This is a genomic window from Microlunatus parietis, from assembly GCF_013407955.1.
Classification (GTDB): Bacteria; Actinomycetota; Actinomycetes; order Propionibacteriales; family Propionibacteriaceae; genus Microlunatus; species Microlunatus parietis.
On the sequence record NZ_JACCBU010000001.1, the window covers coordinates 1,099,161 to 1,119,871 of the forward strand.

Annotated in this window: 20 protein-coding genes and 1 pseudogene; 11 read left to right on the forward strand and 10 right to left on the reverse strand. The window is 70.5% G+C overall.

Features of this window, described 5'->3' with window-relative positions:
* Window positions 1-46: 46 nt before the first annotated feature.
* A complete protein-coding gene (locus tag BKA15_RS05220) occupies window positions 47-1,024 on the reverse strand; it encodes an aminoglycoside phosphotransferase family protein (protein ID WP_246322265.1) in 978 nt (325 codons plus the stop codon).
* Between the two features lie 79 nt (window positions 1,025-1,103).
* On the opposite strand from BKA15_RS05220, the pseudogene BKA15_RS36260 reads away from it, so the two are divergent.
* Window positions 1,104-1,280: pseudogene (locus BKA15_RS36260) on the forward strand (helix-turn-helix domain-containing protein); the annotation flags it as partial.
* 616 nt (window positions 1,281-1,896) lie between these two features.
* Here the strand turns inward: BKA15_RS36260 and BKA15_RS05225 are convergent.
* Window positions 1,897-2,382 carry a nuclear transport factor 2 family protein gene (locus tag BKA15_RS05225; RefSeq protein WP_179748703.1) on the reverse strand — a complete coding sequence of 162 codons (486 nt, stop codon included), beginning with the start codon at window positions 2,380-2,382 and terminating at the stop codon, window positions 1,897-1,899.
* Between the two features lie 131 nt (window positions 2,383-2,513).
* On the opposite strand from BKA15_RS05225, the gene sigJ reads away from it, so the two are divergent.
* Entirely contained in the window at window positions 2,514-3,425 is a 912-nt protein-coding gene (gene sigJ / locus BKA15_RS05230; RefSeq protein WP_179748705.1) for an RNA polymerase sigma factor SigJ, read from the forward strand.
* Between the two features lie 7 nt (window positions 3,426-3,432).
* On the opposite strand, the gene BKA15_RS05235 is transcribed toward sigJ, so the two are convergent.
* The gene (locus BKA15_RS05235) at window positions 3,433-4,155 is read right to left on the reverse strand and encodes a GntR family transcriptional regulator (RefSeq protein WP_179748707.1); all 723 of its coding nucleotides are present in this window, start codon (window positions 4,153-4,155) and stop codon (window positions 3,433-3,435) included.
* Between the two features lie 138 nt (window positions 4,156-4,293).
* On the opposite strand from BKA15_RS05235, the gene BKA15_RS05240 reads away from it, so the two are divergent.
* From BKA15_RS05240 to BKA15_RS05270, 7 genes are read left to right on the forward strand one after another with little or no spacing between them, the layout of a single operon-like run.
* Window positions 4,294-5,148, forward strand: a complete 855-nt coding sequence (locus tag BKA15_RS05240; protein WP_179748709.1) for an NAD(P)-dependent oxidoreductase — start codon at window positions 4,294-4,296, stop codon at window positions 5,146-5,148.
* Entirely contained in the window at window positions 5,145-6,071 is a 927-nt protein-coding gene (locus BKA15_RS05245; RefSeq protein WP_179748711.1) for a carbohydrate ABC transporter permease, read from the forward strand. Before BKA15_RS05240 ends, BKA15_RS05245 begins: the two co-directional genes overlap by 4 nt.
* The gene (locus BKA15_RS05250) at window positions 6,071-6,973 is read left to right on the forward strand and encodes a carbohydrate ABC transporter permease (protein WP_246322266.1); all 903 of its coding nucleotides are present in this window, start codon (window positions 6,071-6,073) and stop codon (window positions 6,971-6,973) included. Before BKA15_RS05245 ends, BKA15_RS05250 begins: the two co-directional genes overlap by 1 nt.
* Before the next feature lie 19 nt (window positions 6,974-6,992).
* The gene (locus BKA15_RS05255; protein WP_179748713.1) at window positions 6,993-8,324 is read left to right on the forward strand and encodes an ABC transporter substrate-binding protein; all 1,332 of its coding nucleotides are present in this window, start codon (window positions 6,993-6,995) and stop codon (window positions 8,322-8,324) included.
* A 25-nt stretch (window positions 8,325-8,349) separates the two neighbouring features.
* Window positions 8,350-9,549 (forward strand): CaiB/BaiF CoA transferase family protein, encoded by a 1,200-nt coding sequence (locus tag BKA15_RS05260; protein WP_179748715.1) that lies wholly within the window; start codon window positions 8,350-8,352, stop codon window positions 9,547-9,549.
* The gene (locus BKA15_RS05265; RefSeq protein WP_179748717.1) at window positions 9,546-10,331 is read left to right on the forward strand and encodes an enoyl-CoA hydratase; all 786 of its coding nucleotides are present in this window, start codon (window positions 9,546-9,548) and stop codon (window positions 10,329-10,331) included. Before BKA15_RS05260 ends, BKA15_RS05265 begins: the two co-directional genes overlap by 4 nt.
* A 2-nt stretch (window positions 10,332-10,333) precedes the next feature.
* The gene (locus BKA15_RS05270) at window positions 10,334-11,998 is read left to right on the forward strand and encodes an amidohydrolase family protein (protein ID WP_179748719.1); all 1,665 of its coding nucleotides are present in this window, start codon (window positions 10,334-10,336) and stop codon (window positions 11,996-11,998) included.
* Window positions 11,999-12,037: 39 nt separating this feature from the next.
* Here BKA15_RS05270 and pruA read toward each other — a convergent pair whose 3' ends face one another.
* From pruA to BKA15_RS05295, 5 genes are all read right to left on the reverse strand, one after another.
* Window positions 12,038-13,666 (reverse strand): L-glutamate gamma-semialdehyde dehydrogenase, encoded by a 1,629-nt coding sequence (pruA, locus tag BKA15_RS05275; RefSeq protein WP_179748721.1) that lies wholly within the window; start codon window positions 13,664-13,666, stop codon window positions 12,038-12,040.
* Window positions 13,667-13,728: 62 nt separating this feature from the next.
* Window positions 13,729-14,535 carry a non-homologous end joining protein Ku gene (gene ku / locus BKA15_RS05280; protein WP_179748723.1) on the reverse strand — a complete coding sequence of 269 codons (807 nt, stop codon included), beginning with the start codon at window positions 14,533-14,535 and terminating at the stop codon, window positions 13,729-13,731.
* Window positions 14,536-14,689: 154 nt separating this feature from the next.
* Complete coding sequence (locus BKA15_RS05285; protein WP_218871077.1) at window positions 14,690-15,721, reverse strand: LacI family DNA-binding transcriptional regulator; 1,032 nt, start codon at window positions 15,719-15,721, stop codon at window positions 14,690-14,692.
* 48 nt (window positions 15,722-15,769) lie between these two features.
* Window positions 15,770-16,249, reverse strand: a complete 480-nt coding sequence (locus BKA15_RS05290; protein ID WP_179748727.1) for a DUF6912 family protein — start codon at window positions 16,247-16,249, stop codon at window positions 15,770-15,772.
* Complete coding sequence (locus BKA15_RS05295; RefSeq protein ID WP_179748729.1) at window positions 16,246-17,688, reverse strand: WS/DGAT/MGAT family O-acyltransferase; 1,443 nt, start codon at window positions 17,686-17,688, stop codon at window positions 16,246-16,248. The genes BKA15_RS05290 and BKA15_RS05295 overlap by 4 nt, the downstream gene beginning before the upstream one ends.
* A gap of 95 nt (window positions 17,689-17,783) precedes the next feature.
* Here BKA15_RS05295 and BKA15_RS05300 point away from each other — a divergent pair, with 95 nt between their 5' ends.
* Window positions 17,784-18,944 carry a Gfo/Idh/MocA family protein gene (locus tag BKA15_RS05300; protein WP_179748731.1) on the forward strand — a complete coding sequence of 387 codons (1,161 nt, stop codon included), beginning with the start codon at window positions 17,784-17,786 and terminating at the stop codon, window positions 18,942-18,944.
* A 20-nt stretch (window positions 18,945-18,964) separates the two neighbouring features.
* Window positions 18,965-19,702, forward strand: a complete 738-nt coding sequence (locus tag BKA15_RS05305; protein WP_218871078.1) for a GntR family transcriptional regulator — start codon at window positions 18,965-18,967, stop codon at window positions 19,700-19,702.
* A gap of 7 nt (window positions 19,703-19,709) precedes the next feature.
* Here the strand turns inward: BKA15_RS05305 and BKA15_RS05310 are convergent, their stop codons facing one another.
* Together BKA15_RS05310 and BKA15_RS05315 are read right to left on the reverse strand one after the other, a co-directional pair.
* Window positions 19,710-20,207, reverse strand: a complete 498-nt coding sequence (locus tag BKA15_RS05310) for a phosphoribosyltransferase (protein WP_179748735.1) — start codon at window positions 20,205-20,207, stop codon at window positions 19,710-19,712.
* Window positions 20,208-20,243: 36 nt separating this feature from the next.
* On the reverse strand, window positions 20,244-20,702 hold the full coding sequence (locus BKA15_RS05315; protein ID WP_179748737.1) for a hypothetical protein: 459 nt from the start codon (window positions 20,700-20,702) through the stop codon (window positions 20,244-20,246).
* Between the last annotated feature and the right edge of the window lie 9 nt (window positions 20,703-20,711).

Consider the following 20,711-nt stretch of genomic DNA (forward strand, 5'->3'; position numbering starts at 1 on the left):
GGACTGGCTGATCAGGCAAGTCTGGTTGCCGTAACGGCAAAAGTAGTCAGAGGTCGGCGACGAGTTCGTCCAGCGCCCGCCGACTGTCCGGCGCCTCGTCGCTGTCGCGAATGGCCCCCGCGACCCCCGACAGCGCCTTCCAGAGCGCCCAGCCCCGACCGCGCTCCCAGGTCGCGTCATCCACCCCGAGCCGGTCCCGGAAGACCGCCCGGCCGGACGCGTCGAGCAGGGTCCAGGCGATGGCCAGGTCACAGGCCGGGTCGCCGACGCCGCAGGTGCCGAAGTCGATCACCGCGCCGAGGCGACCGTCGCGCAACAGCAGGTTGCCGGCGGCGATGTCGCCGTGGAACCAGACCGGCCGGCCGTCCCACTCGGCGGCCAGCGCGGCCTTCCAGATCGCCCGGGCCGGCTCGGCGAGTTCGTCGGGCAGGACGGGCAGATCGCCGTCCACCATCGCCGAGAACGTCGTCAGCGGCCCGCCGCGAAACCAGTTGTGCAGTCCCGGGCCGGGCCCGTCGGCCGGATCGACCGCTTGCAGCGCTGCGAGGAAGCCGGCCAACTCGGCGCCGAACGCGGTCAGGTCGTCGATCCGGCCGCGCTCGGCCGGCGTACCGGGCAGCCAGCGATACACCGACCAGGGGTGCGGATAGCCCGCGTCGGGCTCGCCCAGTGCAACCGGTTCCGGGATCGGCAGCGGGAGCCGGGGCCGCAGGATCGGCAGCCAGTGGTGCTCCTTGACCACGGCCAGCGCGTACGGTTCCGCGCTCGGCAGCCGCACCGAGAGGTCGTCGCCGAGGTGGAAGGTCCGGTTGTCCCAACCCTCCTCGGCCACCCGGCGAATCGGCAGGTCCGACCACTGCGGGAACTGGCGGTCGATCAGCCGGCGGACCACGTCGTCGCCGATCGGCGGCCGCTCGGGCACCGGTCCGAGATCGAAGCCGCTGTCGTCGCCGGATTCCTGGGTGTGGGGCACGTCGTGATCGTGCCAGCCGAGAGACCGGCCGGGCAACGCCATTTCGTTCATCGATGATCATCTTGCCCTCTGGTGCAACCGCTGCTATTAATAGACCGACGGTCGGTTTATTGGAAAGGACCCGAGAGCGATGGCACGGATCCGCGACGACGAGGCGTTCCGGCGCAAGCGGGACGCGATCCTGGACGTGGCCGACCGGCTCATGATCATCAAGGGGTACGAGAGCCTGGCGATCACCGACCTGATGACGGAGGCAGGGATCTCCAAGGGCGCGCTCTACCACTACTTCACCTCGAAGCGGGCCGTCCTGGCTGCCCTGCTCGACCGCCGGCTGGACCGTTGGGAGGCCGCTCTGGCCCCGCTCGCCAACGGCGCGGAGCCGGCCGCCGAGCGGCTCCGCACGGTGCTCCGCGCCCTGGCCATGATCAAGGCCGAGGATCGCAGCTTCTTGATCAGCGTGCTGCGCGGGCTGTACCGCGAGGACAACGCGATCGTCCAGACCACCGCCCGGGCCGGCATGGCGGACCGGCTGCTCCCGCTGCTGTCCATGATCATCAACGACGGCCGTGCGGACGGGAGCTTCGCCGTGACAGCTCCTGAGCCGACCGCCCGGGTGGTGATCTCGCTGCTCCAGGAGTGCTCGGACCGGATCGCCCGGCTGTTGATCGACATCGCCGACGGCCGCGGCTCGGCGCGCGCGATCGAGGCCCAGGCCGCCGCCTATGTCGAGGCCTTGCACCGGATCCTCGGCGCGCCGCCCGGCACCCTGGACTTCGTCGAGCCGGCCGACCTGCGCCGCTGGATCCGAGCCGCCCGGACCGCGCGGAGCGCCGCAGCCGACACGTCCCCTGAGGCTGTCGAAGGGCAGGCCACGATCGGGCTTGGCACCTCGACAGGCTCAGTGCGCGTCCGACACCAGCCCGCTAGCGATCCGAACCGGCCGGCGCCGTCTCCGGAGCCGGCTCGGGCAACTCGACCCGCGGCCCGCCGGCCAGCGGGCTCGGGTCGAAGTAGCGGATCCGGTACTCCCGCTCGGCGAACCGCCAGCCGTCCGCAGTCCGCCGGTAGCGGTCGTGGAACGTCCCGTAGTTGACCATCGAGCGGCCGTCCCGGAACCGGCCGAGCTCGAAGGTCGGCACCCGGCCGGTGGCGGTGTCGCCGGCCAGCTCGATCGGGCCCTGATGGGTGTCCTGGACGAAGAACTCCCAGACCGCGGCCAGTTGCAACTGCCCGGCCCGGAGCTGGTCCCGGCCCAGGTACTCGATGCCGCCGTCCGGGATCCGGTAGACCCCGTCCTCGGTGAACAGCGCGATCAGCCGGTCATGATCGCGTTCCGTCGCAGCATCGGTGTAGTCGACGCGCAGCGCCTCGATCGCCAGCCGGTCGGCCAGTTCCTCCAGGTTGGTCATGATCATTTCTCCTTCGCTCGATGGTCGGTCTGCCGGTCCGACGACGTACCGGAGCGAAATGTCTGTGAGCGGCCCCGGTCACATCCGGGCCGAGCGATTCGTCGATCGGTTGAGAGGACGGAGGTCGGTACGTGAACGACGGTGCTGCGGACGCGGAGTTGGACGCCCTGCTCGGCGGGCGGCGGCAGTTGATCAACATCGCCTACCGGTTGCTCGGGTCGCTGGCCGACGCCGAGGACGCGGTGCAGGACGCGATCGCCCGCTGGTACGCGCTTCCGGCCGCAGAACGGGGCCGAATCGAGAAGCCGGCCGCCTGGCTGAGCACGGTGACCAGCCGGATCTGCCTCGACCAGCTCCGCTCCGCCCGGGTCCGCCGGGAACGCTACGTCGGCCAGTGGCTGCCCGAGCCGCTGCCCGAACCGGCCGAGTGGACCGACCGGGGACCGAACGCCACCGCCGATCCCGCCGACCGGATCACGCTGGACGAGTCGGTCAGCATGGCGTTCCTGGTCGTGCTGGACGCGTTGTCACCGGCGGAGCGGGTCGCGTTCGTGCTGCACGACGTGTTCCGGTTCAGCTTCGCCGATGTGGCCGAGGTGACCGGCCGTACGCCAGGAGCGTGCCGACAACTCGCCTCGACCGCCCGGCGCCGGGTCGCCGACGCTCGGTCCGCGGCCGCGCCGACCGCGCAGCAGGCCCGGGTCGTCCGGAAGTTCCGGCAGGCCTGGCAGGCGCAGGATCTGTCCGCGCTCGTCGGGCTGCTGGACCCGGACGCGATCAGCACCGGCGACGGCGGCGGAGTCGTACCGGCGCTGCCCGATCCGTTGCACGGTGCCGTACCGATCGCCCGCCTCTACCGGAACCTGGTCCGCTACGCGAACGGCACCACGATCCTGGAGCGCACCGTCAACGGCCGGCCCGGCCTGGTCGCCGAACTGGACGGCGTCGTCGCGACCGTCTTCTCGTTCCAGGTCGTCGAGGACCGGGTCACCCGGATCTGGGCGGTCCGCAACCCGCACAAGCTCCGAGCCTGGTTGGCCTAGCGAAACCTCACTGGGAGGCAGGGGTCGAACGCGGGGAGGTCCGGCGGCGCGGGCCGGAGAGCTTCTCGAACGAGTCTTCGCCATGGACGGCGAGCTCGGCGAGCGCGGCCTTCCGATCGCCGGACTCCACCAGCTCGAACAGGGTCCGATGCCGGGCCACGTGCTGCTCCAGGTCCTCGTAATAGGTCTCCCGGGCGATCAGGTTCCGGGCCATGCAGAGCAGCACCTGCTGATGCACCGACTCGTAGGTCGCGGAGAGCCGGCGGTGATCGGCGATGCCGACCAGGGCCGAGTGGAAGGCGTAGCCGGCCTGCACGAGCGCGCCGCGGTCCTCTTCCCGCGCACACCGCCCCATCTCCTCCAACGCCGCCCGCGGCCGGTCCAGCAGCTCCGGCCGGGCCACCGGGATGCCGAGTTCGAAGGCCATCCGCTCCAGCGCACCGCGCAGGGTGAGGATCTCGAACACGTCGCGATCCGTCAGCGTCGTCACCGTCGCGCCGCGCCGCGGCAGGGTGGTGATCAGCCCCTCGTTCTCCAGGATCCGCAGCGCCTCCCGCAGGGGCGGCCGGGAGATGGCCAGCCGTTCGGTCAGCCGTTCCTCGCGCAGCCGCTCCCCCGGCTCGAACTCGCCCGCCAGGATCGACTTCCGAATCGCATCGGCCGCCAGCCGGACCAGGCTCGGCGGGTTCAGCCGATCGTCGGTAGGTCCGGTCGCGCCGGTCGCCGTCATGGATGCTCCTTCCGGCCCGCGGGTGGCTGCCGCCACAGTGTGCCACAGGCCCGCTGAGATGTATTCAGACTTTTGTAGACAATAGTCCATCTGTGTCGCATACTCGGTGATCAAGTGCTCAGGGCTGAGGGGACCACGATGACGGACGATGCCGCCGCGATCGCGCTCGTTGGGCTGGGCAACCTCGGGTTGCCGATGGCGAACCGGCTCCGCGAGCGAGGGCACGACGTCGTCGGCGTCGATGTCGATCCGGATCGCCGCGCGGCCTTCGCAGCCGGCGGCGGCATCGCGACCACGCTCGACGAGTCGTCGCCGCGGCCGGTCCTCTGTCTGGTGGTGCCGGACGACAAGGCGGTCACCGCGCTGACCGAGCCCGACCGGTTGGCCCGACTGGTCCGGCCCGGCGGCCTGATCCTGATGCACAGTACGGTCTCGCCGGCGCTCGCCGGACGACTCGGAGCCGACTGCCGGTCCGCCGGCTACGGCTTCGTCGACGCCCCGGTCAGCGGCGGTGCCGAGCGTGCCGCCGAAGGTTCGCTGACGATCATGGTCGGGGCCGACGCCGATGATCATGACCGGGCCGAGCCGCTGCTCCGCGACCTGGGATCCGACGTCGTCCACCTCGGCGCGCCGGGAGCCGGATCGGCGGCCAAGCTGGCCAACCAGTTGATGCTCTTCGCCACCCTCGCCGGCGCGTATGAGGCGATGGAACTGGCCCGCGGCTTCGGGCTGACCGAGGAGGCGGTGCTGCGTGTGGTCGGCACCGGCACCGCCCGCTCCTGGGTCACCGACCAATGGGGCTTCTTCGACGGGTTGACGCGCGACTACGACGCCGCCGGGGTGGCGGATGATCACCGGCCGTGGGCCAAGGATCCGGCCCAGGCCGTCCAGGCGGCCCGGGAGCTCGGGCTGGACGCCCCGTTCGCGGCCATGATCACCGACCGGCTGCCGGGGCTCATTCGCCGCCACGCCGACCGGATCGGCGAGCCATGACGACGATCGCCACGGTTCCCCGGCGGCGCCGGCTCCGGCCAGCGGTGACCGAGGCCCTGGCCGGCTACCTGTTTCTGCTGCCGTGGCTGGTCGGGCTCACCGTGCTGACCGGCGGCCCGATCCTCTATTCGCTCTACCTCTCCTTCACCGACTACGACCTGCTGACTCCGCCGAGCTGGACCGGGGTGGACAACTTCCAGGCGATGGCAGCCGACCCGCGCTACTGGAACTCGGTCCGGGTCACGTTGACGTACGTGGTGATCTTCGTCCCGCTGCTGCAGATCTTCTCGATGCTCCTGGCGCTGCTGCTGAACCGGCGGATGCGGTTCAGCAGCGGCTACCGGTCGCTGTTCTACCTGCCGTCGCTGATGGGCGCCAGCGTCGCCGTCGCCGCCGTGTGGCGGCAGGTGTTCGGCGAGGCCGGCCTGGTCAACAGTGCGCTGGCGGCGATCGGGATCCGCGATGTCGGCAGCTGGGTCGGCGATCCCGGCCGGGCGCTGGGCACGATCATCACCCTCAGCCTGTGGGCGTTCGGCTCGACCATGATCATCTATCTGGCCGGGCTGCGCCAGATCCCCGGCGAACTGCTGGAGGCGGCCGAGGTCGACGGCGCCGGCCGGGTGCGGCGATTCTTCTCCGTCACCGTGCCCCTGATGACGCCCTTGATCTTCTTCAACCTGTTGATGGGCACGATCAACGCGTTCCAGTCCTTCACCGGCGCCTTCGTGATCAGCGGCGGCGGGGGCGGACCGGTCGATTCCACCCTGTTCTACACGCTCTATCTGTATGAGAAGGGCTTCCGGCAGCTACAGATGGGCTACGCGTCCGCGATGGCCTGGGTACTGCTGGCCGTGCTGGCCGTGATCACCGGAATCCTGTTCCTCACCTCCCGCCGGTGGGTGTTCTACGGGGAGGAGTCCTGATGGCCGTGCTCACCCGGGCCGCGCCCCCGGCCGGCGGCCGGATCGGGCGACTGATGGTGCGCCCGGCCCCGAAGAGCCGCCTGGTCGCCGCCGTCGTCCGGCACTGTCTGATCATCTGTGCCCTGGTGATCATGCTCTATCCGCTGATCTGGATGGTGGCCGCGTCGTTCCGGCCGGGCAACGAGACCTTCGACGGACTGGGGCTGCTGTCGGAGCGCTACACGCTGCAGAACTACATCGATGGCTGGTCGTCCGGTGCGATCAACTTCTCGATCTACTTCTTCAACTCCACGGCGATCACCGTGCTGTCCATCGCCGGCAATCTGTTCGCCTGCTCGCTCACCGCCTACGCGTTCGCCCGGCTCCGGTTCCCGCTGAAGCGACTGTTGTTCGCGATCATGATCGGCACCATGTTGCTGCCCGCGCACGTCACCCTGGTGCCGAAGTATGTCCTGTTCAACGAGCTGGCCTGGATCAACACCTACCTGCCGCTGGTGGTGCCGAACTGGCTCGGCACCGAGGCGTTCTACATCTTCTTGATGGTGCAGTTCATCCGCACCCTGCCGCGGTCGCTGGACGAGTCGGCCCGGATCGACGGCTGCGGCCACCTCGGGATCTTCCTCCGGATCATCCTGCCGCTGGCACTGCCGGCGATCGGCACCACGGCGATGTTCACCTTCATCGCCAGCTGGAACGAACTCCTCGGCCCGCTGCTCTATCTGCCCGACGCGAGCATGTGGACCGTACCACTCGGCCTGAACTCGTTCCTGGACCAGACCGGGCAGAGCCTGTACGGGACCTTGTTCGCCATGTCGACGCTCTCGCTCGCCCCGATCGTCGGCTTCTTCATCGCCTCCCAGCGCCTGCTGGTCGAAGGCATCGCGACCACCGGCTTCAAATGAGCCGAGGACGGAGTTGATCATGAAACCGAGATGGCGCCGATGGCTGGCCGGCACGTTGTTGATCACACTCGGCGCGACCGGGTGCGGCATCGGCGACAGGGTCGGCGGCGACCAGCCGCCCGCGACCTCCGACGGCAAGGGAGAGATCGCCGGCAACCTCACCGTCGCCTGGTGGGGCGGCGATTCCCGGAACAAGAAGACCAACGCCGTGATCGACCTGTTCGAGGCGCAGCACGCCGGCGTCAGCACCGAACGGCAGTCGGCCGACTACGGCAACTACTTCGACCGGCTCAACGTCCAGGCCAGCAGCGGCTCCCTGCCCTGCGCGGTGCAGATGCAGGGACGGCAGTTGAACGACTACACCAAACGCAAGGTGCTGCTGCCGCTGGACGAGATGGTCGCCGCCGGCACCATCGACACCAGCGAGATCCCGCCCGCCGTCCTCGAGGCCGGCAAGGGCACCGACGGCAAGCTCTACTTCATCCCGTACGGCGCCGCCTACGACGCGATCGCCATCAACACCACGATCGCCGAGCGGGCCGGCCTCGATCCGCTGCCCGAGCGCTACACCTGGCCCGAGTTCCTCGACTACGCCCGCTTGGCCAAGGCTGCCGTCGACCAGGACACGTACGTCCTGGGGGACCTGGGTGGCACGATCAACGCCTTCAACGCCTGGACTCTCGGCCAGGGCCTCGAGCTGTTCAACGCCGAGGGCAAGATCGGCATCACCAAGGAGCAGCTGACCGAGTACTGGACGATGTGGAAGCAACTGCTCGACGAGGGCGTCACCATTCCCCCGCAGGTCGCCGCCGAGGAGCCGGTCGGCTCGGACCAGGGCTACGTCGCGACCGGGAAGTTGATGATCAACGGTATCCCGGGCAATGCGCTGTTCAACGCCCAGCAGACGTTGACCGGACACGACGCCGGTGAGCTGATGACGTACCGCTATCCCGACGGGTCCGCCGGGATGGGCAACGCGGTGATCCCATCCGGGTTCGGGATCGCGGCGAACTGCGCCAACGTGCCCACGGCCGCGGCCTTCATCGATTTCTTCACCAACGATGCCGAGGCCGGCAAGTCGTTCGCCTCCGACAACGGCGCCGCGACCAACCAGCAGGTGCTCGAGGCGCAGCTGAACGACCCCGAACTGCCGGAGCTGAAGAAGCATGAACTCGAGCTGTATCAGCAGATCGTCGCCGACGAACCGCCGTACATCGTCTATCCGCCCGGCTACAACGCCACCTTCCAGCAGTCGTTCGAGCGGAACTGGGACGAGATCGCGTTCGGCCGGCTGACCATTCAGCAGGCGGTGGACGCCTTCTTCACCGAGACCAACGCCACCCTCGGCTGATCAGCGTCACGCGACCTAGGAGATCATGATCATGGACGACCCGACGTCGGCCGAGCCGTCCGGTGCACTCGCCGGGCTGCGGGTGCTCGACCTGACCCAGGTGATGTCCGGCCCGTACTGCACGATGATCCTGGCCGACCTCGGCGCGGACGTGATCAAGGTCGAGAGCCCGAACGGCGGTGATCAGACCCGCCGCTCCTGGGGGGTCGCGGTCAAGGGCACCGACAGCCGGGCCTTCCTCGCCCTGAACCGCAACAAGCGCAGCGTGACCCTCGACCTGAAGTCGGCCGGCGGCCTGAGCCGGTTCCGCCGGCTCGCCGCGACCGCCGACATCGTGATCGAGAACTTCCGGCCGGGGGTCACGAAGCGGCTGGGGATCGACTATCCCGAGCTCAGCCGTGATCACCCTGAGTTGATCTACGCCAGCATCTCGGGCTTCGGCCAGACCGGGCCGTACGCGAGCCGGCCCGGCTACGACCTGATCGTTCAGGCGATGACCGGCGTGATGAGCATCACCGGCGAGCCGGGCGGCGAACCGGTGAAGAGCGGCCTGCCGATCGCCGACCTGGGTGCCGGTCTGTTCGCGGCGGTCGGCGTGCTCGCCGCCGTCAACGACCGGCACCGGACCGGCCGGGGGCAATATCTGGAGACCTCGCTGTACGAGGCCGCGCTCGCCATGTCGGTCTGGGAGTCGACCGAGTTCTGGGCCACCGGTGAGGCGCCGGCCGCCCTCGGCTCGGCGAATCGGATGTCGGCGCCCTATCAGGCGCTGCCGACCTCGGACGGGTACGTCACGATCGGGGCCAACAACGAGAAGCTCTGGGCCGGGCTCTGCCGGGTCATCGACCGGACCGATCTGATCACCGATCCGCGGTTCTCCGACAACACCCGGCGGATGACCCACCGGGCCGAGCTGATCGAGATCCTGGCCGAACGGTTCCGGACCCGGTCCACCGAGGTCTGGGTCGATGCCCTGCTCGCGGCCGGGGTCCCGGCCGGCCCGATCCGGAACTACTCCGATGTGCTCGACCATGATCAACATGTCCGGGCACGCGGCATGATCAGCACGGTGGACCATCCGGTCGAGGGCCCGATCCGGGTGCTCGGGACACCGCTGAAGCTGGCCCGCACCCCGGCCGGGGTCTGGCGCCCGCCACCGTTGCTGGGCGAGCACAACGCCGAACTGCTGGACGAGTCGCCGGCCGACTCGGAGCGGGCCGGATGAAGGGGCGAGTCTGGCTGGAGCGATCCGGTCCGGTGGGCACGATCCGGCTCAGCCACCCGGGCCGGCGGAATGCCCTCACCCTGGCGATGTACGACGAGTTGGCGGCCTGCTGCGCCGAGGTGGCCGGCTCGGCCGAGCTCCGGGTGGTGATCATCAGAGGGGTCGACGGCGCGTTCGCGGCGGGCACCGACATCGGCGAGTTCACCGGTTTCACCGGCGCCGACGACGGCGTCGGGTACGAGCGCCGGACCGGCGACGTGCTGCGGCGGCTGGCCGCGATCGACGTGCCGGTGATCGCCGCGGTCGACGGGCCGGCGGTCGGCGGCGGGCTGGCGATCGCGGCCTCGGCCGATCTGATCATCGCCAGCGACCGGTCCCGGTTCGGGGTGCCGATCGCCCGGACGCTGGGCAACTGTGTGCCGGCCGCCGTGCTGGCCCGGCTGCGGGAGCGGCTCGGCGCCGGTCCGGCGCTGGCCCTGTTGATCACGGCCGACCTGATCACCGCCGACCGCGCCCACCAGCTGGGCCTGGTGCACCAGGTGCTGCCGGCGGCCGACTTCGACGCCGGGATCGACCGGCTGGCGGAGCGGGTCGCGGCGAGCGCACCGCTGAGCCTCGCCGCGATCAAGACCCTGGATCGCCGGCTGGCCGCGGCTGCGTCCGCGAACCCGATGCCGGTTGACGACGAGGACCTGATCCGGGCCTGTTACGGCAGCCGGGATTTCGCCGAGGGCGTCCGCGCCTTCCTCGACCACCGCACCCCGGTCTGGGAGGGCCGCTGACCATGATCATCGACGCGCATCAGCACTTCTGGCGGCTGGGCGAGGCTGAACAGCCCTGGCGGCGGGACGATCATCACCGGATCGCCCGGGACTACCTGCCCAACGACCTGATCACCGCGGCCGCCGGCACGCCGGTGACCGGCACCGTCCTGGTCGAGTCGGTGGACGGCCCGGCGGAGAACGACCGGCTCGCCGTCTTCGCCGAGCAGCCGCCGGTCGTCGGCGTGGTCGGCTGGCTGCCGTTGGCCGATCCCGCCGCCGCGCGGCGTGAGTTGGACCGGATGGCCGTCCCCACCCTGTCCGGGGTGCGCTGCCTGATCGGCGCCGCGCCGATCGCGTGGACCCGCGATCCCGAGGTCCGGGCGCTGTTCGCCGAGCTGGCCGGCCGCGGCCTCGCCTGGGACGTGGTGCCGGTGACGGCCGAGCAGGCGGCGGCGGTGATCGACCTCGCCGTGGCCGTACCCGAGCTCAAGATCGTTCTCGATCATCTCGCCCGGCCGCCGATCGAGACCGCCGGCTGGCAGCCCTGGGCCGATCAGGTGGCCCGGCTCGCCGACCTTCCGTCCGTCGCGATCAAGCTGTCGATCGGCCTGGATGTCCTGTCCGCCTGGGAATCCTGGCAGGCCGACGCACTGCCCCGCTACGTCGAGTGGGCGATCCGGCGGTTCGGTCCGGAGCGGTGCATGCTCGCTTCGAACTGGCCCGTGGTCGAGCTGCGAGCCCCGTACGCCCGGGCCTGGCACGACGTGGGCGCCGTCGCCGCCGCCGTCTGCGACGCCCCCGGTCTGGCCGAGATCAGCGGCGGCACCGCCCGCCGGTGGTACGGCCTGCCCGATCATCCCCCCAGCCGAGGAAACCCAACCCCCGAAGGAGATCCACTGATCATGACCACACGTACTGACTCGACGAGGGCCGACTCGACCGCGACCTATCCGACCAAGGCCGACCCGGATCGGCTCGGCACCCTGTACCGCTATCTGCGGGTGGTCGATGTCGTCGACGCGCTGGACGGCATCGGCTACTTCAACATCGGCCTGGTCTCGCCCGAGCTGCGCCCGATCTGGTCCGGGATGCGGTTCTTCGGCGAGGCGGCGACGATCCGCGCCGTACCGTCGAACAAGCCGATGTGGAAGCTGGACACCACCGAGGACATCGTTGCCGCGCACGGCCGCTGGTTCGCCAAGTATCCGCAGGCCAAGCTGCCCACCGACCTCGCGCCCGGCCACGTGGTCGTGATGGACTCCGGCGGCGGCCCCGAAACCGGCTACTGGGGCTCGGAAAACTCGATGGGCGCCATCCTCGGCGGCGCCGTCGGCATCGTCACCGACGGCTACTGCCGCGACACCGCCGAGCTCGCCACCCAACGCACGCCGATCGTCTCCCGCCACCGGGGCCGGACGATCATCCCGGGCCGGATCGAGGCGATCGAGACCCAGACCACGATCGCCTGCGGCGGTGCCCAGGTGAACCCGGGCGACATCGTCGGCGCCGATGACGACGGGGTCGTCGTGGTGCCCAAGGAGGTGGCCCACGAGGTCGCCACCCACGCCCGGGCCATCCTGCTCAGCGACATGCGCGCGCGCCGGTCCAAGTACGAACGGCTCGGCCTGCCGCACGATCCGAGCATCGACGCGGACGCCGTCGAGGCCTACTACGACGGGGTCTAGCCTCGCCCCGAAGGTGCCGAGCGGTCGTTCGGTGGCGGGTCAGCCCTGGTGCGGGTAGCCGTGGCTGGTCGGCGGGACCAGGGTCTCCTTGATCGACCTCGGGCTGACCCAACGGATCAGGTTCCACGGCGAGCCGGCCTTGTCGTTGGTGCCGGAGCGCCGGGAGCCGCCGAACGGCTGCTGGCCGACGACCGCGCCGGTCGGCTTGTCGTTGACGTAGAAGTTGCCGGCCGAGAACCGCAGTGCCCGGGCGGCCTCGGCGACCGCGGCCCGATCGTCCGCGATCACCGCACCCGTCAGCCCGTACGGTGCCGCCTGGTCCACCTCGGCGAGGGTCGCGGAGTAGGCGTGGTCGTCGTACACGTGGATGCCGAGGATCGGGCCGAAGTACTCGGTGGTGAAGATCTCGTTGCGCGGGTCGGTCGAGGCGATCAAGGTGGGCCGGACGTACCAGCCGGTCGAGTCGTCGGTGCGGCCGCCGGCCAGGATCTCGGTGTCGGCGTCGCCGCGGGCGCGGTCGATCGCGGCCACCTGCTTGGCGTACGAGCGCTGGTCGATCACCGCCGAGGTGAAGTTTCCAAGATCACGAACGTCGCCGACCGGCAGCGCCTCGGTCTGCTCGATCAGGTCCGACTTGATCTTGTCCCAGACGCTGCGGGCCACGTAGGCGCGCGACGCGGCGGAGCACTTCTGCCCCGAGTACTCGAACGCGCCCCGGATCAGCGCTGTGCGCAGCACGTCCGGGTCGGCGCTGGCGTGCGCGACGATGAAGTCCTTGCCGCCGGTCTCGCCGACGATCCGCGGGTAGGCCCGGTAACGGGGCAGGTTGGCGCCGACGGTCCCCCACAGTTTCTGGAAGGTCGCCGTCGAGCCGGTGAAGTGGATCCCGGCCAGGTCCGGGTGGTGCAGCGCCACCGCGGACACGTCGATCCCGTCACCGGGCAGCAGGTTGATCACGCCCGCCGGCAGGCCGGCCGCCTTCAGCAGTTCCATCGTGAAGTGGGCCGCGAACTGCTGGGTCGGGCTCGGCTTCCACAGCACGGTGTTGCCGAGCAGCGCGGGCGCGGTGGGCAGGTTGCCCGCGATCGCGGTGAAGTTGAACGGCGTGATCGCGTACACGAATCCGTCCAGCGGCCGGTAGTCGGTCCGGTTCCAGACGCCGGGCGAGCTGTTCGGCTGCTGCTCGAGCAGCTTCCGGGCGAAGGAGACGTTGAACCGCCAGAAATCGATCAGTTCGCAGGCGGCGTCGATCTCGGCCTGCTGGACGGTCTTGCCCTGGCCCAGCATGGTGGCCGCGTTGACGGTGTCCCGCCACGGCCCGGCCAGCAGGTCGGCCGCGCGCAGGAAGACCGCGGCCCGGTCGTCGAAGCTCGCCGCGGCCCAGTCGTGCCGGGCCCGCTGCGCCGCCTCGATCGCGGCGGTGGCGTCGGCCTGGCTCGCGGCCGCCGAGCGGCCCAGCAGGTGGCCGTGGTCGGAGGGCATCCGGACCTCGAACGGGGCTCCGCCGGGAGCCCGCGACTGGCCGCCGATGACGGCCGGCAGGTCGACCGGCCCGGCGTCGGCCAGTTCGGTCAGGCGGGCCACGAGCGACTCCCGCTCGGGGCTTCCCGGGGCGTAGCTGCGGACCGGCTCGTTGGCCGGATCGGGCACAAAAGTTACGGCGTCCACGGCCGCGAGGCTACTCCAAGGACCGCGTTCGAGGCTTGTCGCGGGGAATCATTTTCCCCGACTCACATCGCCTTCTTCTCCTCCGCGCCCTCACGCCGCTTCTTGGCCGCCTCGACCGACGCCCGCAGCGCTGCCACCAGGTCGACCACCTCGGCCTCCTCCGGCGCCTCGGCCTCGACCGGCAGCTCGACCCCGTCCAGCTTGGATTTGACCAGCTCTTCGATCGCCTCCCGGTACGCATCCGTGAACTGGGACGGGTCGAACTCGCCGGAAAGCGCGTCGATGAACGAGCGCGCCATGTCCACCTCGGCCTCGGAGACGGTCACCTCGGCCGGCGGGGCCGCGAACGCGCCGTCGCGCAGCTCGTCCGGCCAGAGCATCGTGTGCATCAGCAGCACGCCGTCCTTGGGCCGGATCAGCGCGATCGCCTCCCGGGACCGCAGCGCGACCTTGACCACGGCGCTCTGCCCGCTCTGGATCAGGGCGTCCCGGAGCAGCACGTACGGCTTCACGCCGGGCCCGTCGGCCTCCAGGAAGTACGTCTTCGCGAAGTAGGTGGGGTCGACCTCGTCCTCCGCCACGAACTGGACCACCTCGACCGACTTGGTCGTGGTCAGCGGCAGCGCGTCGAAGTCCTCCTTCTCCAGGATCACCATCCGGCCGTCCGCCGTCTCGTACCCCTTGGCGATCTCGGCGAACGGGATCTCCTGGTCGCACTTCTCGCAGACCCGCCGATACTTGATCCGGCCCCCGTCTTCGGGGTGCACCTGACGGAAGCTGACGTCCTTCTCCTCGGTCGCCGAATACAGCTTGATCGGGATGGTGACCAGGCCGAAGGAGATCGCGCCCTTCCAGATTGAACGAGGCATGGGGCCAGTCTGCCCCATGCCGCTGACAGCTTCAGGAACCTGAAGACTCCACGAAGGCGTCACGCCGACCTCTGCTGCCGCGCCCTGGCCGCGGGGAAGCATGCTGGTGGCCGCCGCCGGCGTTCGATTCGATCGGGCCCTTGGTCGAAATCCGTCAGAGTGGACGGGAGCTCTCCCGGACTTCGAGCGTGTACGGGACGGTCAGCTGGCTCGGCTCCGCACCGGGACCGGCGATCCGGGCCAGCAGCAGGTCGAGCGAGGCCTCGGCGATCCCGGCCTTGTCCGGCGCGATCGTGGACAGGGTCGGGATGCTGTACCGGCCGTCGTCGATGTCGTCGAAACCGACCACCGCGACGTCCTCGGGCACCCGGAGCCCGGCGTCGTGCAGGGCACGCAGGGCGCCGAGGGCGAGCAGGTCGTTGTAGCAGAACAGGGCGTCGGGTGGATCGCCCTGCTGCAGCAACTGCCGGACCGCCATGGCGCCGTTGGTCCGGTGGTAACCGTGGGTGATCACGACCAGGTCCTCGTCGTACGGCAGCCCGGCCTGGTCGAGGGCCTGCCGATAGCCCTGGGACCGCAGCGCCGCCGTACCGCTCTCGGTCCGGTGGCCGAGCGCGGCGATCCGGCGCCGGCCCTGCTCGGCCAGATGGCGGGTGGCGGCGGCCGCCGCGGCGACGTTGTCGATCCCGACGTGGTCGATGCCGCGGCCGGTGATCCGTTCGCCGAGCAGCACCAGCGGGGTCCGGTTCCGGCGCTGCTCGAACTCGGCCCGGTCGGTGCCCAGCGGGCTGAACAGGATGCCGTCCACCATGCCCGGGTTCATCCCGCCGAGCACGAATCGCTCCGCCTCGGCGTCACCCTCGGTCTGGTCGATCAGCACCGTATAGCCGCGGCGACGGGCCGCCTGCACGATCAGCCGGACCAGTTCGGCGAAGTACGGGACGTCGATCTCCGGCACCGCCAGCGCGATCAGCCCGGCCCGGCGGAGCCGCAGGTTGCGAGCACTGAGGTTCGGCCGGTAGCCGAGTTCCTCGATCGCGTGCCGGACCCGGTCCTGGGTGGCCGTCGCCACCGGCCGGTTGCCGGACAACACGTTGGACACCGTGGTCGGCGAGACCCGGGCCAGCGCGGCCACGTCGCGGACGCTGACGATCCGCTGCTCCGCGTCCGATTGCTGATCGACCATGGCCGCCATCCTGACAGACACGGCCGGACAGACCGTCCGGTACGGGGTTCAGGACAGGCGGTCCACCTCGGTCGGGTCGTACCAGAGCAGGTCATGATCATCGAGCAGCGCACCGACCTCGGGCCGGCCGATCGCCTCGGCGACCGGCTCCCCCGGCCGCACCGCGGCGGCGGCCTGCCGGACCGCGGCGGCCGCCTCCGGCTCGTCCAGATAGAGCGCCCAGACCCGGTCCCAGGTCAGGCCGGTCACCTCGACCGCGCCGTACGGGTCGTCGAGATCCTTCGCCCGGTCCGCGTCGGCGGCGAGCAACAGCCGCCGCTCGCCCGAACTCTCGTCGAGCCCGAGCAGCAGGGCCTGCACCCCGGCGTGGGTGAGCGCGGTATAGCCGGCGTCCTCGGCGTCCTTCGGCGTGAACCCGGCGGCGGCGAGCAGGGCCGGCGTGACCGCGCTCCCACGCCGATCCGGCAGCGTGCCGCCGTCCCGCAGCGCGGCGGCCTCGGCCACCGTCGCCGGTACGTAGACGATCATGCCTCGCCCCGCTGCCGAGCCTCGGTCAGCTCGGTGAGCTCGGCCAGCGCGTCGACCAGGGACTGGGTCAGCACGTCGAGATCGCTGATCGCGTCCCGGTCGGCGGTCAGCCCGAAGAACACCTCGCCGTCGTAGGAGGTGACACCGATCGCCAGCAGGTGCCCGGCGGTCAGCGGCAGCACCGGGTAGCTGGCCACCAGCCGCTCGCCGGCCGCGTACATGGTCCGCTGCGGTCCGGGAACGTTGGTGATCAACAGGTCGTGCCGGGCCCGGATCACCTCGCCCGCCACCCGTACCCCCAGGGCGTGGATCGTGGTCGGCGCGAAGCCGGCGATGTCGGTCAGCTCGCGCGCATCGACCGCGCGGCCGGTGTCCTTGTGCGCCTGCGTGGCGTACGCGATCTGGTGCAGCCGGATCAGCGGGTTCGGCTCCCCCACCGGCAGCGGCTGCACGTGCGGCGCGACCTGGCTGCCCAGCGAGGTCGGCTCGCCGTCGTCCTCGGTGACGCTCATCGGCACCACCGCGCGGACCACGGTCTGCGGGCTGACTGCCTCACCGCGGGCCATCAGCCAGGAACGCAGCCCGCCGGCGATCACGGCCAGAATCACGTCGTTGACGGTGTGATCATGCTCGGCCCTGATCTTGCGCAGGTCGGCCAGCGGCAGCGACACGCCGGCATAGCGGCGCTGCTCGGACAGCACCCCGGTCAGCGGCGACGTGCTCGGCGGGCGGGTCCCGCGCAGGGCGTCGCCGGCCAGTTCGCCGAGCGCCCCTGCGATGCCGCCGACCGCCTCACCGATCGCGATCGCCGTGCCGAGGGCGCCGGTCAGTGCGCCCCGGACGTTCTCCACCGCCAGCTCCGGATTCCGTACCCCGTCCAGCACCGAGTTGATCAACAACTCCGCGTCCGACGGCTCCGGAACCGGGTGCCAGTTCGCGCTGCCGAAACCGTCCGGCGGCGGGTCCTGCTCGTCCTCCAGCAGCACCTGACCAAGATCAACAGCATCCACGCCGTCGATCAGCAGCAGGTGCGACTTGGCCACCAGGGCGAACCGGTTGCCGGCCAGCCCCTCGACCAGATAGACCTCCCAGAGCGGGCGGGACCGGTCCAGCCGGCGAGCCAGCACCCGGCCGACGAACTCCCGCAGCTGCTCCATCGTGCCTGGCCGCGGCAGCGCCGACCGCCGGACGTGGAAGGTGAGGTCGAAATGCTCGTCGTCCACCCAGACCGGACCGGCCAGATTCGCCGGCAGAAAGCGCAGCCGCTGCCGATAGCGCGGCACGTAGGCGAGCCGTTCCCGGATCAGCCCGATCAGCCGTTCGTAGTTGAACCCGTCGCCGTCCGTCGCGAAGATGTCCACGGTCCCGATGTGCCCCGGCGCGCGCGCCGTGTCGAGCGCGAGGACCGACACCTCCTCGGGCTTCAGCCGTTGCGGCATCTGACCCTCCGATCTCGCGGCCCGCCGTCTGTACCCTTCAGTCTGGCGACCACCGTACTACTGTGTCCCCGGCCCGATGACCGAGACTGATCACCATGACCTCACCCGACTCCCCCGTCCGCGCCGCGATCGTCGGCTTCGGCTGGATGGGCCAGGTGCACGCGCGGGCCTACTGCCGGCTGGCCCAGCACTACCCCGACCTGCCGGCTCCGGAGCTGGTCGCGGTGGCCGAGATCGACGGCGGGGAACGGATCCGGCGGCTCGCAACCGGCTACGGCGTGGACACCGTGCTGGACGACTGGCGGGAACTGCTGGCCCGAGATGATCTTGATCTGGTCAGCGTCACCACGCCCAACTTCCTGCACCAGGAAGTCGGCGTGGCGGTGGCCCGCAGCGGGCGGCACCTATGGCTGGAGAAGCCCGCCGGGCGTGATCTTGCCGAGACGACGGCGATCGCGGACGCCGCCGCCGCTGCCGGGGTCCGGTCGGCGGTCGGCTTCAACTACCGCTACCCACCGGCGGTCGAGGCGGCTCGCGAGTTGATCAAGGACGGCCGGCTGGGCCGGGTCACCATGGTGTCGATCCGGATGCTGGCCGACTATTCCGCCGACCCCGGCGGCGCGTTCTCCTGGCGGTTCGACAAAGCCCTGTCCGGCAGCGGGGTGCTCGGCGACCTGGTCTGCCACGGAGTTGATCTTGGCCGCTACCTGGTCGGCGAGATCGAGTCGGTGATCGCCGACGACGCGATCTTCATCAGCGAGCGGCCCGAGGCGGGCGGGGCGACGTCGCACTTCGCCCAGGGCAGCGGCCCGTCCCGGCCGGTGCAGAACGAGGACTTTCTGTCCGCCCTGCTGCGCTTCGAGGGCGGCGCCCGCGGCGTGCTCGAGTCCTGCCGGACGTCGGTCGGTGATCAGTGCCGGTACGGGATCGAGGTGCGCGGCACCGAGGGTGCGGTGGCCTGGGACTTCCGCCGGCTGGGCGAACTGCAGGTCTGTCTGGACGGCGGCCGGGCCGGCGCCGCGTACCGCACAGTGCTGGTCGGGCCGGAGGCCGGTGATCTCGGCGCATTCCAGCCGGCGCCGGGCATCGCGCTGTCGTACGACGATCTCAAGGTGATCGAGCTGCACCGGCTGATCACCGCGATCCGGACCGGCCGCGAGACCGGCGCGACCATGATCGACGCGGTTGCCGCGGCCCGGGTCGGCGCCGCGCTGAGCCGTTCCATCGAGCAGAAATCCTGGGTCGACGTCGGCTGAGCAGGCTTACCATGTCAGCCATGGTCGGCCGCCGCCTGGACATCACGCTGGACCGGTCCGCCGCCGAACCGTTGTATCTCCAGCTGTCCCGGGCCATCGAACGGGCCATCGCCACTGGCGAACTGGCCGACGGTGACCGGCTGGAGAACGAGCTCTCGCTGACCGACCGGCTCGGCGTGTCCCGGCCGACCGCCCGGCAGGCGATCCAGGAGCTGGTCAACAAGGGGCTGCTGGTCCGCAAGCGCGGTGTCGGCACCCAGGTGATCCGGTCCAAGTTCAGCCGCGACGAACGGCTGTCCAGCCTGTACGACGATCTGGTCGAGGCGGGCAAGACGCCCACCACCCGGCTGCTCGACTTCCGGGTCGGGCCGGTGCCGGACGCCATCGCCCAACGGGTGTCATTGCCGGCCGACGAGCCGTACCTCCAGCTGCGGCGGCTGCGGCTGGCCGACGACCTCCCGCTGGCGGTGCTGGCCAACTACCTGCCGGCCCGGATCGAGCTCGACCCGGCCGACCTGGAGCAGCACGGCCTCTACCCGTGCCTGCGCCGGGCCGGGGTGACCCTCAAGCTGGCCCACCAGCGGGTCGGGGCCAGGCTGGCCGATGAGGAGGAGGCCAAGCTGCTCGGCGCGATCCCGCCGCTGGCCTGCCTGACCGCCGACCGGCTGGCCTACGACGACTCCGGGCGGCTGGTCGAGTACGGCCGGCACATCTACCACGCGGCGCGCTACTCCATCCGGTCGTCGCTCGCGGTCTAGGGACCTCCTAGGCCTCGGCGGCGCCGCCGCGGTCGGCCACCGGCGGCTCGACCGACCAGGGGAACGTGATCCAGTGGTCCGTCGTCGCCCACGCGTAGTCGGGTTCGACGATCGACTGGGACTTCCGGTAGAGCACCGCGGTCCGCGCTTCGGCGACATGGCCGCGGCAGAAGTCGTGCACGAGTTCCAGCGTCTTACCGGTGTCCGCGACGTCGTCGACGACGAGCACGGCGGCGTCGTCGAGATCGGTCGCGTCGAGGAACGGCGGCAACATCACCGGGACGTCCAGCCGCTCGTCGACCCCGGTGTAGAACTCGACGCTGATCGTGAACAGGTTCTTGCAGTCCAGCGCGTACGCGAGCGCACCGGCCGGGATCAACCCACCGCGTGAGATGCCGAGCACGATGTCGGGCCGGAACCCGCTCTCGGCCACGGACGCGGCCAGCGCCCGACTCGCCGTACCGAAGATCGGCCAGGTCATCGCTTCGCGCTCATCGATCCCCATGCCGACACCCTACGAAGCGGATGTTACGGCCGGTGGTCAACGCACCCGATTCATTCTGATCCGGCCCGAGATCCTGCTGATCAGCCATCCGGCGAGCCCGGTCACGGCGCCCACGATCAGTCCGGTGAGCAGGCTGCTGATCACCGCGAACCCGCGGGTGATCGCGGCATGGGCGGCGGGCGGCAGGGTGCTCAGGTTGCCGCCCAGTGTCGGCGGGCTTCCGGCCCAGCTGAGGTCCCACAGCAGCTGGTGGGTGATCGCCAGGAAGACCCCGTACAGGGCTCCGATGATCAACAAGGTGAGGAACGGATTGGGCACCCGCCGAGTCAGCACCACGACGATCCAGATCACCGGCGGCACGAAGACGAAGAGCAGGTTGACGAACGTTCCTTCCTCGATGATGCCGAGGTCGTGCAGGACGACCCGCGGAACCGCAAGCAGCGCCAACCCGATCAGGGCGACGATCGGCATCCCGGCGGTGAGGCGTCTAGTCATGCCGACAAC

What these genes read in the sequence shown, in the direction of transcription:
- BKA15_RS05290 (WP_179748727.1), bottom strand. Translation starts at nt 16,249, where the DNA reads ATGATCGTCTACGTACCGGCGACGGTGGCCGAGGCCGCCGCGCTGCGG.
- BKA15_RS05245 (WP_179748711.1), top strand. Translation starts at nt 5,145, where the DNA reads ATGACGACGATCGCCACGGTTCCCCGGCGGCGCCGGCTCCGGCCAGCG.
- BKA15_RS05260 (WP_179748715.1), top strand. Translation starts at nt 8,350, where the DNA reads ATGATCATGGACGACCCGACGTCGGCCGAGCCGTCCGGTGCACTCGCC.
- BKA15_RS05305 (WP_218871078.1), top strand. Translation starts at nt 18,965, where the DNA reads ATGGTCGGCCGCCGCCTGGACATCACGCTGGACCGGTCCGCCGCCGAA.
- BKA15_RS05315 (WP_179748737.1), bottom strand. Translation starts at nt 20,702, where the DNA reads ATGACTAGACGCCTCACCGCCGGGATGCCGATCGTCGCCCTGATCGGG.
- BKA15_RS05250 (WP_246322266.1), top strand. Translation starts at nt 6,071, where the DNA reads ATGGCCGTGCTCACCCGGGCCGCGCCCCCGGCCGGCGGCCGGATCGGG.
- BKA15_RS05265 (WP_179748717.1), top strand. Translation starts at nt 9,546, where the DNA reads ATGAAGGGGCGAGTCTGGCTGGAGCGATCCGGTCCGGTGGGCACGATC.
- BKA15_RS05220 (WP_246322265.1), bottom strand. Translation starts at nt 1,024, where the DNA reads ATGAACGAAATGGCGTTGCCCGGCCGGTCTCTCGGCTGGCACGATCAC.
- BKA15_RS05235 (WP_179748707.1), bottom strand. Translation starts at nt 4,155, where the DNA reads ATGACGGCGACCGGCGCGACCGGACCTACCGACGATCGGCTGAACCCG.
- BKA15_RS05255 (WP_179748713.1), top strand. Translation starts at nt 6,993, where the DNA reads ATGAAACCGAGATGGCGCCGATGGCTGGCCGGCACGTTGTTGATCACA.
- BKA15_RS05310 (WP_179748735.1), bottom strand. Translation starts at nt 20,207, where the DNA reads ATGGGGATCGATGAGCGCGAAGCGATGACCTGGCCGATCTTCGGTACG.
- BKA15_RS05295 (WP_179748729.1), bottom strand. Translation starts at nt 17,688, where the DNA reads ATGCCGCAACGGCTGAAGCCCGAGGAGGTGTCGGTCCTCGCGCTCGAC.
- BKA15_RS05300 (WP_179748731.1), top strand. Translation starts at nt 17,784, where the DNA reads ATGACCTCACCCGACTCCCCCGTCCGCGCCGCGATCGTCGGCTTCGGC.
- BKA15_RS05270 (WP_179748719.1), top strand. Translation starts at nt 10,334, where the DNA reads ATGATCATCGACGCGCATCAGCACTTCTGGCGGCTGGGCGAGGCTGAA.
- ku (WP_179748723.1), bottom strand. Translation starts at nt 14,535, where the DNA reads ATGCCTCGTTCAATCTGGAAGGGCGCGATCTCCTTCGGCCTGGTCACC.
- BKA15_RS05240 (WP_179748709.1), top strand. Translation starts at nt 4,294, where the DNA reads ATGACGGACGATGCCGCCGCGATCGCGCTCGTTGGGCTGGGCAACCTC.
- BKA15_RS05285 (WP_218871077.1), bottom strand. Translation starts at nt 15,721, where the DNA reads ATGGTCGATCAGCAATCGGACGCGGAGCAGCGGATCGTCAGCGTCCGC.
- BKA15_RS05225 (WP_179748703.1), bottom strand. Translation starts at nt 2,382, where the DNA reads ATGACCAACCTGGAGGAACTGGCCGACCGGCTGGCGATCGAGGCGCTG.